Raw genomic sequence first — 14,574 nt, forward strand, 5'->3', positions numbered from 1 at the left:
CGATAATGCTGGCCCATCTTTTTTTATATAAAATAGGAGAATGATAATGGCTCAGGCATTAAATTCAAAAATATTATTATCAGGAAACGCAAATGCGATGATGTCACCAGTTAATATTCAACAGGGAAAAATGTATTATGGTGATCGTGGCATGGAATTCCGAGCAAATACACGCGGAGGATATATTCAAATACCCTGGAAAAGCGTTAAATCAATCAGTATGGAAATTATTTTAAAATTTTACTATCGTGGTTTTTTTGTTACGACTACCGATGGTAAGACATTTGAATTTGTTGGTGGTAAGGCGAAACAAGCCGTCAATGTATTCCGAGACCAGTTAAAGCCTGAACAAATTATGCGTCGTAAAGGGGTTATGGAACGTAAACGCAAGTGATTTGTGCTAAAATGAGCAAGGGAGGGATGAGCAATGAAAACTTTACATTTGTATGTGGTGCGTCATGGCAAGACGTACTTTAATCGTTATAATAAGTTACAAGGTTGGGGAAATTCACCATTAGTCGCCTCTGGTATTCAAGATGCACATCAAGCTGGTCAAAAACTATCTCAGGTGCATTTTAAGGCAGCTTATAGTTCTGATACAACTAGAGCAATGGATACCGCAAAAATTATTCTAGAGGAAAACAAAAATAGTCGAGAAGTTAGTTTAATTACAGATGCTAAATTTCGTGAAGAGTTTTATGGTAGCTTTGAAGGTACCAATATGGATGCTGCTTGGACAAGTGCCGGAGCGCCAGTAGGTTTGCGGACTTATTCAGAAATTGTGGATAAATATGATGTTGATAAAACGAAAGATTTATTAAAAGAAGCTGATCCATGGCATGATGCGGAAAATAGTGAAGAATATTGGCAACGTGTCTTAGCCGGTTTTAAACGAATATTGACTAATCCAGTATTAGATGATGGTGATAACGTATTATTGATTAGCCATGGGAATTCACTGATTTCTTTAGCTGATCGGTTTGGTGAGGGTAAAATTGCAGTTCATGAACGTCCTGCTAATGGGTCGATTTCTCAAATGGAATTGAACAAGGATGGCTTGACAATTCTTACATATAATAATGAGCCAGTAAAAGATTAATTTTTAAAGAAATGAAGATGCAGAATGTCAGTTAGATGTTCTGCATTTTTTAATTACATACGGAATAACTCTCTATGACATGATATACTTATTGACGTCATAAAAGGAGGCAATATAATGGGCCGTAAGAAAAATATACCAATTGGAGCTGCAGTTGTTATTGTGGGTCTTTTATTTTTACAGCAAACAGGGCTAATAAATATTGATGATCAAACTGATCATTCAAATCAGCAAACATCTTCATCATCGAGTGTAAAAAGGACAGTGAATGTTAAAGATGGTGTTGATTATGGCACAGTATCTGATACTCATCCAAGTGAGTCATTAGCTAAAACGGTATTAACAGATGAGGTTGTCAGGCAATTAAATGCTAATAAAGTCTCGTTTAATTCTGCGGGAGCATATATAGTTAACGATAATCAGACGAATTTGAATGCTACAGTAAACGTTGCGCCTTATGTGCAATTAGCACAACAAGATAGTCTTGGTCGGCCAGGAAGGGCAGATGCATTTTTAAATAGAAGCAGCCGTGAGTATCAATCTAGATCTGATACGGGCAATGCTAAAACTATTGACCCTGTGGGATGGCATCAATCTATGATTGGCGGTCGATATAATACCCTTTATAATCGAGGTCATTTAATCGGTTATGCTCTGGCAGGTAGTATAAGGTCATTTGATCCATCAGAAGCCAATGCACAGAATATAGCCACACAAACAGCATGGGCTAATCAAGCATCAAATGGTAATCCTGAAAATACAGGACAAAACTATTATGAAACGCTTGTTCGAAAAGCTTTAGATAGTAATCGAATGGTGCGATATCGAGTCACGCCTATCTATGTTGGTGATGATTTGGTACCATCAGGAAATCATATGGAAGCAAAATCCAAAGATGGGAAGTTACAGTTTAATGTTTTTATCCCTAATGTGGAACCTGGTGTAAAAATAGATTATGCTACTGGTGAAAGTGCAGTGGTTAAATAATTTAAAGATGTATATACAATAGAGCCATTGGTTTAACTATTTTAATTGGCTCTATGTCAAATAGCGTGAAAAATCGTAAAATCGATCTAAAGAGTTTGTGAAATATAGCTTGTGAATCTGATGATTTTGTCAGACTCGCAAGCTTTTTTTAGTTAGTAGGTTCATAAAACTAGCGTTTATATGTTTGCGATTGAATAGTTGTAGACGTATTCTGAAAAAATAATTCAATGAATTACCATAGCCATATGCCGTACGGCCAATTTGTTTAATGCGACGATTAATGCCTTCAATACGTCCGTTAGAAGGTGTTTGTAAAAAGGCATTTCTGATACTTTTTAGATTTTTCTTGTAGGTTAAAATCACCTGGTCCATTGCTGAGTGATTGGGCTTGTATTGCGATAAAATTACTGAAAATTCATCAAACGAACGAGATCGTTGCGCACGTAAGACGGCTTGGTATATTTTATAATCTTGTTTGAATTTTGGTGATAGACCAAAGATAAGTTGTAGAGCATCTTGTGGATATAGGTACTCATTAATTCCTTTGAACCATCGTGGTTGCGTTGTGTCTATCTTTGACTGGTCTGTAATAAAGAATTGCCAGTTAGATTTTAGTAGTTTATATACACGACTACGCTTATTATTAATTGTTCGTTGTAGTGTGATACGTGTGGATTGTACAGCCTTCATGGCTAATTGAATGATATGAAAACGATCAATGATAATTTGAGCGTTAGGAAACATCACCCGTAAGGGTGCGCTATAATTAGCGTTCATATCAGTAACGACGTATTGTACACGTTGACGATTAGATAGGTCGTAGTTAGATAAATACCTACGAATATCTATACTGGTACGGGTTGGAAAAATCTCAATTAAATCACTCGTCGTGCCATTTATCATTTCAAAATCGTAATGATGCTTTGCATAGAGTACTTCATCAACACAAATGACCGTAGGTAATGATTTTGTATAATTCGTACGATATGCTTTAGCGGCATGATGCAGTAGTCGATTAACTTTGCTGTGTGATATATGCAAAATGTAAGCAATATCTTTTTCGGAAATATCACGTTTTGCTAAATCAATAATTTGATGTAACAATGGCCGTGAGATAGTTGAATTGGACATAAAATCTTTTGATTGTGCTATAAATGTGTTTTTACAACGTAGACATTGATAACGTTGCTTGGTTAACAATAAAATTTGTTGATAACCGTTTGCTGTGGGTAATTTGTATGATGCAGTATCGGTACCAGCCAGATAAAAATGTCCCGACAATAAGAAACCACATTGCGGACAATGCTCTGGAACTGTCGTTAACGTTGCGCGATAGCGTAAGATTTGGTGTTGATCATGACCTATGGTCATTAATTCATTAAAATCACCGTTATCAGAAATTAAAAATTTAATGTTTTTGTCTGTTAAACCAACTGAATTTAGGATAGAATCATTAATGGACATCAATAAATACCTCGTATCTGTTTTTTTCGTCGATTACATTTTACGCCGGTATATTATTGGTGTCTTTTTATATTTGTGAAAAAGGCGAAATAAAAAGCGTGAAATTTTTAGTTTCACGCTAGAAAGTATAGAGCCTTTTAATTAGTCGACCAATGGCTCTATTTGTTAGAAACAGCAATTTTATGCACAAACACCAGATTGTTTTTCCAATGAAAAAATGTATAATTAATTTCTAATGGGATATTAATTTTTAGTGAAGTGTGGAGGGGTAGAAGTGAAAAAAGCTTTTGGCATTATTGGGGGAATGGGTACGATAGCTACCGAAAATTTCGTACATATCATAAATGAATTGACTGTTACACATAAAGATCAAGATTATTTAGATTATATTGTTTTTAATCATGCATCGATTCCGGATCGAACAGCCTATATATCTGATCATACAAAGCAAAATCCGTTGCCTTTTTTAGAATCAGACGTTGAAAAATTAAATTATCTTGGGGTGTCATTTATTGTAATAACTTGCAATACAGCACATTATTTTTTACCAGAGTTGCAAAAGCAGTCAGAGGTACCAATTTTTAGTATGCCTGAACTAGCTGTGAAAGCTTGTAAAAAAGAAACCAATAAGAGTGTTAGAGTTGGCATTATGGCTACAAATGGCACGATTTCAGCAGGTATCTATCAAAAAGCATTAATCGGAAAAGACATTATTCCGGTGATACCAGATGAATATCAACAAAACTTGATTATGTCATTGATCTATGAAGACATTAAAAATAAAAATTTTGTTGACCAGGAAAAGTATTATCAATTAATTAAATATTTTTTTGAAGAGTGTGAGTGTGATTACATTATTTTAGGATGCACTGAATTATCAGTAGCACAAGAACAGACACACTATCCATCTGACTATGTCATTGATGCGCAGTATGAACTGGCAAAATATGTTGTTAATCAGGCTGAGCAAGCAAGTTAATTTTTAATTAGTGCTAGTTAGGGATACTTGATACGAAGTTTTGAAAGGTCACTCTTATAAATTACATTCTTTAAACGAGATATTATTACTTTACTAATGGGAGGAAAGTTTTAGATGTTGAATACAGTTTTTCATATAGATGAAACGCAGAAATGGTCTGTTGTGATATCAAATTTAAAACATCTACACGAATGGATGCAGGACAATAACGAGAGTGGCGTTATTGAATTGGTTATCAATGGGGAAGCCATTTCTGATACGGTAGTTAATTCGAAACAAGATTTAAATGATTTATTCGTGATTGGCATTGATGTTCGAGCTTGCAAAAATTCAATGGATCAACGCGAAATTCAAGAAGAAGATTTACAAAATCATGTGAAAATAGTCCCTTCAGGAGTTGTTGAGCTAGCAATCAAGCAACACGATGGATTTGGGTATATTAAACCTTAGTAAGACGCTATGTATGTTGTTGTTTGTAGATGGATAAAAATTGTGTAGATTTTACAATAAAATTGTTTTGTGGGGATGAGCGAGAATTTTACAAATTGGGAGCTTACACCGTATAATTAAAACATAGAAAAAAGCCTGCAAGGTGTGTGAGACTTTGCAAGCGACCGAGTTTGAGAGTATGCTTTTGGACAGCGCTGATTAGTCTTTATGGCTTATCAGCGTTTTTCTTTATCTCATAGGTTTTTGCTAAGTTGATAGCAAACTTACCTAGAGCGCCTAGCACAGATAGTTAGAGACACCATGCGAGCATACTCCCGTAGAATTTTGTATCATCATCACACCTCCCAAATTTGAAAATGTGATGGCAATAAGAAATAATAAACGTTTAATCTATCCTGTAATTATCAGTGAATTTAATGACGACGGTCATTACGGTCATTACTTTGTTGTCACATCCCCTAATATCAAAGAAATGGTAACACAAGGCGACACAGCAGAAGAGGCAATCTTTGTGGGTAGGAGTGTTAAAAATGGAGCAATTAAGTAGTGTACGGGAGAAAAATATATTACCAGCAGTTATTTTAATAATAATTGGTGTAATTGGTGCTGTTACACCATCAGAATTTAATTGGTTATCAACTGTTGTATTTGGAAGTATAAGCTTAATTTTATTTTTTGGAAATAATGGCCTAAAAAGTATGTTGCGACCAATGACTAAACCATTTGTGGTTAAATTGTTGGTGCTGTTATTATTGTCTTTTTGTATAAAAGAAATGTTAATAGAAATCATTACAATTTTTAACATAACTGATATTAATTCTTTTGTAACAAATCCTGCAATAATTGAAGCAAAACAAAGCACGCTATCTAATAATTTAATAGATGTGAGTGAAACATCCATTTCAATTCTAGGAGAAGAGTTATTGGTCGCAGAAATAATATTACCTGTATATTCTTATTTAAAGAAGTATAGGTTTGGTTGGGCATTGAGTAATTTAGTTGGATGTATAGCTTTTGGCTTTATGCATGTTTTCGCATTTGATTTCCAAATTTGGCCATGTTTAATGGTTGGTCTGTCTAGATATCCATTTTCTCAAGCGTGGAAAAGTACAGATTCTGTTAGGGGTGGGATGTACATACACTTAATTTCTGACCTAATAGTGTTATTACCCGCTACTTTAATATGACATGCAAAGAATTAATATTAGTGCTAGCGTTTATTTGTAAAGAAAAAAGTTTCATTTACAGGAGAAGTTTAGGATATGCGTTTGATTATGACGATCCCGAAGATGAAGAAGTTGGCCCGGCAACTATTGAACTCCTAATGTGCACACCGGTTATGAAATACCAGACATCATTAATTTTAAAGTATTAGATTAAATAAATTTACTGAAACGCTTGGTTATCGCAACAAGGCGTTTTTATTAGCAATTGTTGTTAATTATTTATAATTTTCTACTATATGAATGTTTCATTATAAATGTTTTATTGAATGCCGTTGTTGGCAACTATTTCAGAGAGCTGATCACAACGGATGAAGTCAGTGAGATGTTAAGCAGTTTTGAAGATGGTATAAAAGAGTTTGTATTGGCGGATTGGACAGGATATAGAAGTAATGAATATTTATGATAGATAAATAGGCTGATAACTGATTATTTCAATGGCAGGATGTTAACAAGGAACTAGGTATTAAATGCAATTCACTGGTCTACTGAAAAAGTAAGTTTATTAAATAATTGAGAAGGAGGTTATCAGAGCAATAAAAAACTGCTATTCAATCAAATTATATTGATAAACAAAAAGCCCGTTGAGCGACTAAATTGATAATCACTCAACAGACTAAAATTATTTATTAACAAACTGAAATTGAATTTGCCACTAATTTGCCACCAACTACAACTGAAATACCTTTAAATCAACGTTTATAGCGACTTATAAATGAACCCGGGGGGAATCGAACCCTCATCTCCGGAACCGGAATCCAACGTGATATCCATTACACTACGGGTCCACAACAAATTAAATTATAGCCTATTAAATTTGTATTTGCAACATTAACAAGGGTTTCAATGTACCTAATCGTTAGGTTAAACCTTGCAATTAATTAAGTTTAGCTTTATTATAGTAATTGTAAAAATAAAAAATAATTCAAAATTTTAAAATAGAAAAGGTGGAGCATATGGCATCATCAGAAGGAAAGGCCACGATGGGCCGAAATATCAAAAGATACATTAAACAAAATGAAATGACAGCAGCACACCTTGCTGAAGTTATTGGTGTATCAACCGCAACTATTTCTGATTGGTCAAATGGAAAAACATATCCGCGAATTGATAAAATTGAAGCAATGGCTGAATTTTTTGGCATATCAAAATCAGATCTTGTCGAAGAGCCTAACCAATCTTCAAAAGCAGTGGTTACTGATGAGCCCGTCTTAATGGCTGCTCACTGGGGACTAGATATTTCTGGTTTACCAGATGAAGAACGCTCACGAGTTATTGATAGAGCTAAGTCCTATATTGAAGGACTAATTGCTGATTATGAGGATCGGAATGGGAACAGATAGTTATGATGATCTTTTAATTAGGGTGGAGAATGATCTACTTGGTTTGGGGATGACACCGGTTATCTTAGACACAATGCCACTTAAAGAAAATTCCGGATTAGATGGCGTTGCTTACTTAAAAGGGAATAAGGCGTATATTTTTGTAGATAAAACGTTGTCAATTTTTGATAAGGCAAAGACCTTGGTTGAAGAATATCACCATGCGATTTCAGATATTGGTAACCACATGGATTACGATGCAACACTTGCTCATAACGACGAAATCGACGCACGCGAGTCGGTAATTAAATACATGACACCTGAGAAAGTTATATTAAGGGTTGCACATGAGTATGAGGATCAACCATTCGAGGCCTGGATGTTGTGTGAATATTTAGGATATCCATTAGATTTTGCACAAGAAACCGTTAACTTGTATAGAAGAAACGGGTTGTTAAGTTAAATATAAATTTTACCCTTGAAATTAACTTAAACCTAATATATACTAATAGTAGTCCTAAGGAATTGTACTTAGGACTATTATTAACAAATAACATTAAGTTTAAACTAATTGTCAGGAGGCAATTTATGAGTAATGATATGATAACGTTCTTAATCATCTTGGGGACACTGACATGCATGTGGATTGTGGTAATGGCAGTTATTTCAATGATTGAGTTTTTAATTGATGGAAATGTTCACCGAGTGGTACGTGGTGTAAAGTTATTATTGCGTTATAGTCTAATCAGGCTAGGTGGCGTTGATGGTGAAGAGGCACATCGGATTCTATTAGGTAAATAAAGTGTAGAATTTCACAAGTGGGCATGTTTTGATGTCTGTAATATGTCAAATTAACGAGTTAAAAACTGATAATAATAAACTATTATTTTGTAATTAAATCAATACGTTAAGTGAACTAATGTTCAAGCAAATATAACGAAATTTGTTCCTGCTTATCGTATAATGCTTGTAGTGGGTGACATTTGAATACTAGATGATATTCACTAATTCATCCTTCATAATATTAATTTCAATTGATATGAAATTAATACGTAACAATAGTTGGTGGGTTTGTTTGCGAAATTGTAAACAAAGTCGTATAATAATTCATGTAGAAACGTTACAAAAGAATTTTTTCTGGGAGGAATCTTAATAATATGACTGTTAAGATTGGTATCAACGGTTTCGGCCGTATTGGTCGTTTGGCATTTCGTCGTATTCTTGAATTAAAGGATACAGCGGACGACATTGAAGTTGTTGCGATTAACGATTTAACTAACCCTGCTATGTTGGCATACTTGTTGAAGTATGATTCAACTCATGGTACTTTGAACGCTGACGTTTCAGCTGACGAAGAAGGAATTATCGTTGACGGTAAGAAGATCCGTGTATACGCTGAGCGTGATGCAGCTGACTTGAAGTGGGTTGCTAATGACGGTGTTGAAATTGTATTGGAATCAACTGGTTTCTATACTTCAGCAGAAAAGTCACAAGCACACTTGGATGCCGGCGCAAAGAAGGTATTGGTATCAGCACCTGCTGGTAAAGTACCAACGGTTGTTTATGGTGTTAACCAAGATACATTGACTGCAGATGACAACATTGTTTCTGCTGGTTCATGTACAACACAATCACTTGCACCATTGGCAAATGCCTTGGACAAGGAATTCGGTGTTGAAATTGGTTTGATGACTACTGTTCACGCCTTTACTGGTACTCAAATGCTTTTGGATGGACCTAAGGGTAAGAAGTTGCGTTCAAACCGTGCAGCTTCTGTAAATACAATTCCTCACTCAACTGGTGCTGCTAAGGCTATTGGTCTAGTTGTTCCATCAGTTGCTGGTAAGTTGGATGGTCACGCACAACGTGTTGGTGTTGTTGACGGTTCTGTCACTGAGTTGACTGCTGTATTGTCAAAGAAAGTTTCTGCTGAAGAAGTTAATGAAGCAGTTAAGAAGTATGAGAATGCTTCATTTGGATACAATGATGATGAAATTGTTTCATCAGACATCATTGGCGACACACACGGTGCCGTATTTGATCCAACTTTGACTAAGGTTATCACTGTTGGTGATAAGCAATTAGTACAAACTGCTGCTTGGTATGATAACGAGTATGGTTTCACTTCAAACATGATCCGTACTTTGTTGCACTTGGCAACACTTTAATAGTTACTTACACTATTATTTGAAAACGGATGGTTTAGTAATAGTCTGAACCATCCGTTTTTTATATAAGATTTGTAGTTTTTGAAGTAAAAAAGAAAGAGGGATTCCATGGCAAAGTTGACAGTTGAGGATCTAGAATTAAAAGGTAAAAAAGTATTGATGCGTGTTGACTTCAATGTTCCACTAAAGGAAGTTGATGGACAACAAGAAGTTGCAAATGATAATCGTATCGTTGCAGCATTGCCAACAATTAAGTATGTTTTGTCACATGGTGGTCGTGCGGTATTGTTTTCACATTTGGGACGTATTAAGAGTGAAGATGATAAGCCAGCGCTATCAATGAAGCCTGTTGCACAACGTTTAGCTGATTTACTTGGTCAACCTGTGACATTTGTACCAGCAATTGAGGGCCCAGAGCTTGAAGATGCTATTAACAAATTAGAAGATGGTCAAGTATTAATCTTTGAAAACACGCGTTACGCTGATGTTGTTGATGGTGAAGTTGTTAAGCGTGAATCAAAGAATGACCCTGCTTTGGGTGCTTACTGGGCATCATTGGGTGATATCTTTGTTAATGATGCTTTCGGTACTGCACACCGTTCACATGCATCAAACGCCGGCATTGCTGCAAATATTGCCCAAACTGCAGCTGGTTTCCTAATGGAAAAGGAAATTAAGTTCTTAGGGGGCGCTGTTGAAAATCCAGAGCGTCCGTTTGTTGCCATTATTGGTGGTGCTAAGGTATCTGACAAGATTACTATTATTCAAAACTTGTTGGAAAAAGCTGACAAAGTCATTGTTGGTGGAGGAATGGCATATACATTTGCCGCTGCCAAGGGTGAGAAAATTGGTAACTCATTGTTTGAAGAAGACAAAGTTGAACTTGCTAAGCAATTAATTGCAGATGCCGGTGATAAGTTGGTATTGCCAGTTGATGCAGTTGCTGCTGATAAGTTTGCAAATGATGCTGATTCATATGTTGCAGAAGGTGACATTAAAGATGGTTACATGGGTCTAGATATTGGTCCTAAGTCAGTTGAACTATTTAAGTCAGTTCTTGCGGATGCAAAGACGGTTGTTTGGAATGGACCTATGGGTGTGTTCGAAATGCCTAACTTCGCCAAGGGAACCTTAGCTATTGGTGAAGAACTGGTTAAGGTAACTGAAAAGGGTGCAACAACGATTGTTGGTGGTGGTGATTCAACTGCTGCTGTTCAACAACTGGGTGTTGCTGATAAGTTGAGCCACATTTCAACTGGTGGTGGTGCATCTCTTGAATACTTAGAAGGTAAGACATTGCCAGGAATTGCAGCAATTTCTGAAAAGTAATTTTAAGACAATCAATGAAGAAACTGGGACACTAAACTGTTCCAGTTTTTTTTTATACATATGATAAAAAATGACCTGATTAGAATCAGAAACAGTGAGGGGTATTTAGTAGCCTTTCAAATATTTTTTCAAAAATTAACTAGCTGTTGGATAAAAATTTACATATGACAAATTTGACTAAAATGTGATAAACTATTCCAAATAGTAATAATTGGGGAATTGTATCATGGATATACATAAATTTAAGGTCTTTCTAGATTTAGCTGAAACAGGTAATTATTCAGAAACTGCCGAAAGATTATATACAACACAGGGTAATATTTCTAAGCAAATTTTATCTTTGGAAAAAGAACTAAAAACGCAATTATTTAAACGTGAGCATCGGCACATTTCCTTAACTGAGTCAGGAAGAATTACAGAAATGTATGCAAAAAAAATTTTGCATGAATTTGACGCATTACAACAGACGTTAGTACAACACGATTCAGAGTCAGATAGCGTGTTGACTATTCATACAATGCCCACTTTTTCGAATTATCGTGGTTTTTCATTGATGAGTGACTTTCACAAAAGTCATCCTGAAATTACGCTGCACTTCTCTGAAACTAAAGATAGTTTATTACTTAACTCATTAAATGATAATCAAGCAGATATAATTTTTGGTCACTATACGCCAGATGTTAGTAATAAACTTGAGACACTGCTAACCGATCAAGACAACTTGATTTGTGTATTACCCGCTAATCACCCATTGTCGGCAAATCAAGTTATTTCGTTAAACGATTTAATGAAGGAAGAATTATTGCTACTCGAAGGTGAAGAGACAATCATTTTCAACAAATTTGGCGCTGCTGGAGAAAAAAGGCAATTGATGTCTGCAGTTGCCTATCAAGGTGAGCGAATCGATATTATTTTAAACATGGTATTAAATGGTATGGGTATTGCTTTGATGATGGAAAAAAGAGTTGATATGACGAATGATGGGCAAATAGTAAAGCGTAAAATCGCAACACACACAACAAGTGATTTTGGCTTTATGAGAATGAAACAAGTTCATGAATCCAAAGCTAATGAATTATTTTGGAAATACATCACACAATCACTTAACCATGATATTATTTAAAAATACATTTTAATCGTATGTGTGATAATATAATAGTATAAAAATTAAATATAATCACAAAGGGGAGCCAATCTGGCTGAGAATGAGATAGAATCTAGACCCTTCGTACCTGTTTTAGTTATTTAAGCGTAGGAATTGTGAGAATGTGTCAATTAATGGCCTCTTTGTGATGATTTTTTATTGCGGGGAGGTTTTTTATTTTGCATCTATTCTTGGATTAATGAAATTATGTTGACTAAATTTACTAGGGGAAAACGATAATGAATTCGAAAGTTAGAAAAATAACTTATTTAGCTATGATGATTGCACTAGACGTGGTGCTATCACCAATTTTACGTATTGAAGGAATGGCACCAATGTCTAGCGTTATCAATATTTTAGCAGGTGTGCTCATGGGACCATTGTATGCGACCATTATGGCGACTTGTTGTGGGATTATTAGGATGCTGATGATGGGTATCCCACCATTAGCATTAACTGGTGCGGTGTTTGGTGCTCTGTTAGCAGGGCTCGGTGCGCGTTGGTCACATAGTATTTATGGGTCGATTATTGGTGAGATTATCGGTACTGGATTAATCGGATCTTTACTATCTTACCCAGTTATGGTGCTTTTTACGGGCACAAAAACAGATTTGTATTGGCTATTGTATACACCAAGGTTCTTAGGTGCGACATTTATTGGCGCAGTAGCAGCTTGGCTTATTTGGCAACAAGCAAAAAAGATATCTTTGTTCAAAGATATGATGCGAGTTTTTAATATCGAGGAGCGTATTATAAGATGAAAAAGATCAAGATTCCGTTGCAAATGTCACCGCTCATTCATTGTATTACTAATGCCGTCTCAGTAGAGACTGTCGCAAACGCACTACTTTATATTGGTGCGAAGCCAATTATGACAGAAGACATTCGTGCCTTTAAAGATTTAACATTACAGACAAATAGTTTGTTGTTAAACTTAGGAAGTTTGTCACCCGATAAGGAGAAGAGCATATTAGCAGCAAGTAAATTAGCGATTGGTAAAGAACCAGTTGTACTAGATGTGGTTGGCATTGCTAGCGCTAAATCTGCCATGGAAGTTGCTAAAACGATCATTGAAGATAAACCAACAATTGTTCGCGGCAATATTTCAGAAATGCGCGCACTTTGTGATTTACAAACACATGGACGGGGCGTGGATGGTAGTCTATTAGACCAGACAGAGGAAGAACTAGTCAATTTAATTACGGCACTTAAACAACTACCTCAAGAATCGGTGTATGTTGCTACTGGGACAAAGGATATTGTTGTGGTCAGGAATAACGTTTGGGTACTAAGTAATGGTGTACCTGAATTAGATTGTTTCACAGGTTCTGGGGATACTTTAAGTGGCTTGTTGGCTGCATTATTGGGAGAAGGTGCATCCCCTGAAGATGCAGCAATACAAGCAATCAGTTATTTGAACATTGCAGGAGAGATCGCCAAGACCAAAACTGTGACTTCAGGAATTGCAGAATTTCGACAGCTATTTTTAAATGAACTTTCATTATTAGGGGTTGAAGATCCTAATTGGATAAATAGGATAAGGGGAACAAAAAATGACAAAACAATTATATTTAGTGACAGCGAGATATGATGAATCAGAAAATGAGTTTTTAAATAAAATTGAAATCGCTTGTGCCAATGGCGTTACAGTTGTGCAATTGCGAGAAAAAAATTTATCAACAAGGGATTACTATGAATTAGCCCTAAAAGTAAAAAAAATTACAGATAAATATGACTTACCACTAATTATTGATGACCGTATTGATATCTGTCTGGCGATTGATGCACGTGGTGCACATATTGGTGATGATGAACTACCAGTAAAGGTTGCTCGAAATTTACTTGGTGAAGATAAAGTATTAGGTGTTTCGGCCAAGACAGTTGCTCGTGCAACTGAAGCGGTAGCAGATGGTGCAGATTATTTAGGAACAGGTGCTATTTTCCCAACGCAGACAAAAGTTATTACAAAGCAAACTTCGATTGATACACTAAAGGCAATTACTGTAGCTGTTAATATTCCAGTTGTTGCCATTGGTGGCATTACAGAAGAGCGTCTTGATGTCTTCAAGGGGACAGGAATTGTTGGTGTGGCAATTGTTAGTGAGATTATGAAGGCAACAAACATTGCTCAAAAAGTGCAACATTTAAAAAAGGCGCTTGAAACGTTATAATGTATCAAAGGAGAGCGAGACAAAAGTTGTTTTGAAGCAGGTGTGTAACGTGATTTGCATTATTTTTGGTCGTAGCAAAGCGAAGGACACCCATGGCGTAAATTGCGTTACATTGAGACTTCAGACTTTTGGAACGCGTTTATGCTATCAAACTGACATGCTTTTAATTAAGATATTTTTGGCAAAAAAGTTGGAACATTTTCTTTTGTCCCAACTTCTTTTTTATATTCCTTTGATT

Annotated in this window: 16 protein-coding genes, 1 tRNA gene and 1 riboswitch; of the genes, 15 read left to right on the forward strand and 2 right to left on the reverse strand. The window is 35.7% G+C overall.

Annotation, left to right across the window (positions count from 1 at the left end):
• The first annotated feature begins 46 nt into the window (after positions 1-46).
• The 3 genes from ACQ4QH_RS02575 (at position 47) to ACQ4QH_RS02585 (ending at position 2,086) form a co-directional block, all read left to right on the forward strand.
• Positions 47-394, forward strand: coding sequence for a DUF956 family protein (locus tag ACQ4QH_RS02575; RefSeq protein ID WP_439819177.1), 348 nt, complete (start codon positions 47-49; stop codon positions 392-394).
• A 33-nt stretch (positions 395-427) separates the two neighbouring features.
• On the forward strand, positions 428-1,099 hold the full coding sequence (locus tag ACQ4QH_RS02580; RefSeq protein WP_439819178.1) for a histidine phosphatase family protein: 672 nt from the start codon (positions 428-430) through the stop codon (positions 1,097-1,099).
• 117 nt (positions 1,100-1,216) lie between these two features.
• Entirely contained in the window at positions 1,217-2,086 is an 870-nt protein-coding gene (locus tag ACQ4QH_RS02585; protein WP_439819179.1) for a DNA/RNA non-specific endonuclease, read from the forward strand.
• A gap of 129 nt (positions 2,087-2,215) precedes the next feature.
• On the opposite strand, the gene ACQ4QH_RS02590 is transcribed toward ACQ4QH_RS02585, so the two are convergent.
• Positions 2,216-3,550, reverse strand: a complete 1,335-nt coding sequence (locus ACQ4QH_RS02590; RefSeq protein ID WP_439819180.1) for an ISL3 family transposase — start codon at positions 3,548-3,550, stop codon at positions 2,216-2,218.
• Positions 3,551-3,824: 274 nt separating this feature from the next.
• Here ACQ4QH_RS02590 and ACQ4QH_RS02595 point away from each other — a divergent pair, with 274 nt between their 5' ends.
• The 3 genes from ACQ4QH_RS02595 to ACQ4QH_RS02605 all read left to right on the forward strand — a co-directional run bounded on the left by ACQ4QH_RS02595 (position 3,825) and on the right by ACQ4QH_RS02605 (position 6,166).
• Positions 3,825-4,529: an aspartate/glutamate racemase family protein gene (locus ACQ4QH_RS02595; protein ID WP_439819181.1), complete on the forward strand. Its 705-nt coding sequence runs from the start codon at positions 3,825-3,827 to the stop codon at positions 4,527-4,529.
• A gap of 114 nt (positions 4,530-4,643) precedes the next feature.
• Positions 4,644-4,979, forward strand: coding sequence for a DsrE family protein (locus ACQ4QH_RS02600; RefSeq protein WP_439819182.1), 336 nt, complete (start codon positions 4,644-4,646; stop codon positions 4,977-4,979).
• 530 nt (positions 4,980-5,509) lie between these two features.
• Positions 5,510-6,166 carry a hypothetical protein gene (locus ACQ4QH_RS02605; protein WP_439819183.1) on the forward strand — a complete coding sequence of 219 codons (657 nt, stop codon included), beginning with the start codon at positions 5,510-5,512 and terminating at the stop codon, positions 6,164-6,166.
• Between the two features lie 752 nt (positions 6,167-6,918).
• On the opposite strand, the gene ACQ4QH_RS02610 is transcribed toward ACQ4QH_RS02605, so the two are convergent.
• A tRNA-Arg gene (locus ACQ4QH_RS02610) sits at positions 6,919-6,990 on the reverse strand.
• A gap of 168 nt (positions 6,991-7,158) precedes the next feature.
• Here ACQ4QH_RS02610 and ACQ4QH_RS02615 point away from each other — a divergent pair.
• From ACQ4QH_RS02615 to thiE, 9 genes are all read left to right on the forward strand, one after another.
• The gene (locus ACQ4QH_RS02615) at positions 7,159-7,545 is read left to right on the forward strand and encodes a helix-turn-helix transcriptional regulator (protein ID WP_040760342.1); all 387 of its coding nucleotides are present in this window, start codon (positions 7,159-7,161) and stop codon (positions 7,543-7,545) included.
• Positions 7,532-7,987, forward strand: coding sequence for a hypothetical protein (locus tag ACQ4QH_RS02620; protein WP_150177449.1), 456 nt, complete (start codon positions 7,532-7,534; stop codon positions 7,985-7,987). The genes ACQ4QH_RS02615 and ACQ4QH_RS02620 overlap by 14 nt, the downstream gene beginning before the upstream one ends.
• Before the next feature lie 125 nt (positions 7,988-8,112).
• The gene (locus tag ACQ4QH_RS02625; RefSeq protein ID WP_439819184.1) at positions 8,113-8,325 is read left to right on the forward strand and encodes a hypothetical protein; all 213 of its coding nucleotides are present in this window, start codon (positions 8,113-8,115) and stop codon (positions 8,323-8,325) included.
• A 356-nt stretch (positions 8,326-8,681) separates the two neighbouring features.
• The gene (gap, locus tag ACQ4QH_RS02630; protein ID WP_002827627.1) at positions 8,682-9,692 is read left to right on the forward strand and encodes a type I glyceraldehyde-3-phosphate dehydrogenase; all 1,011 of its coding nucleotides are present in this window, start codon (positions 8,682-8,684) and stop codon (positions 9,690-9,692) included.
• Between the two features lie 108 nt (positions 9,693-9,800).
• The gene (locus ACQ4QH_RS02635; protein ID WP_131473772.1) at positions 9,801-11,021 is read left to right on the forward strand and encodes a phosphoglycerate kinase; all 1,221 of its coding nucleotides are present in this window, start codon (positions 9,801-9,803) and stop codon (positions 11,019-11,021) included.
• A 226-nt stretch (positions 11,022-11,247) separates the two neighbouring features.
• The gene (locus ACQ4QH_RS02640) at positions 11,248-12,144 is read left to right on the forward strand and encodes a LysR family transcriptional regulator (RefSeq protein WP_439819185.1); all 897 of its coding nucleotides are present in this window, start codon (positions 11,248-11,250) and stop codon (positions 12,142-12,144) included.
• 50 nt (positions 12,145-12,194) lie between these two features.
• A riboswitch (TPP riboswitch) is annotated at positions 12,195-12,296 on the forward strand.
• A 105-nt stretch (positions 12,297-12,401) separates the two neighbouring features.
• Positions 12,402-12,926, forward strand: a complete 525-nt coding sequence (gene thiW / locus ACQ4QH_RS02645; protein ID WP_439819498.1) for an energy coupling factor transporter S component ThiW — start codon at positions 12,402-12,404, stop codon at positions 12,924-12,926.
• On the forward strand, positions 12,923-13,756 hold the full coding sequence (locus ACQ4QH_RS02650; protein ID WP_439819186.1) for a PfkB family carbohydrate kinase: 834 nt from the start codon (positions 12,923-12,925) through the stop codon (positions 13,754-13,756). The genes thiW and ACQ4QH_RS02650 overlap by 4 nt, the downstream gene beginning before the upstream one ends.
• Complete coding sequence (gene thiE, locus ACQ4QH_RS02655; protein ID WP_439819187.1) at positions 13,719-14,336, forward strand: thiamine phosphate synthase; 618 nt, start codon at positions 13,719-13,721, stop codon at positions 14,334-14,336. The genes ACQ4QH_RS02650 and thiE overlap by 38 nt, the downstream gene beginning before the upstream one ends.
• Positions 14,337-14,574: the final 238 nt, after the last annotated feature.

The sequence above is a fragment of the Weissella paramesenteroides genome (genome assembly GCF_051903945.1).
Lineage (GTDB): Bacteria > Bacillota > Bacilli > Lactobacillales > Lactobacillaceae > Weissella > Weissella paramesenteroides_A.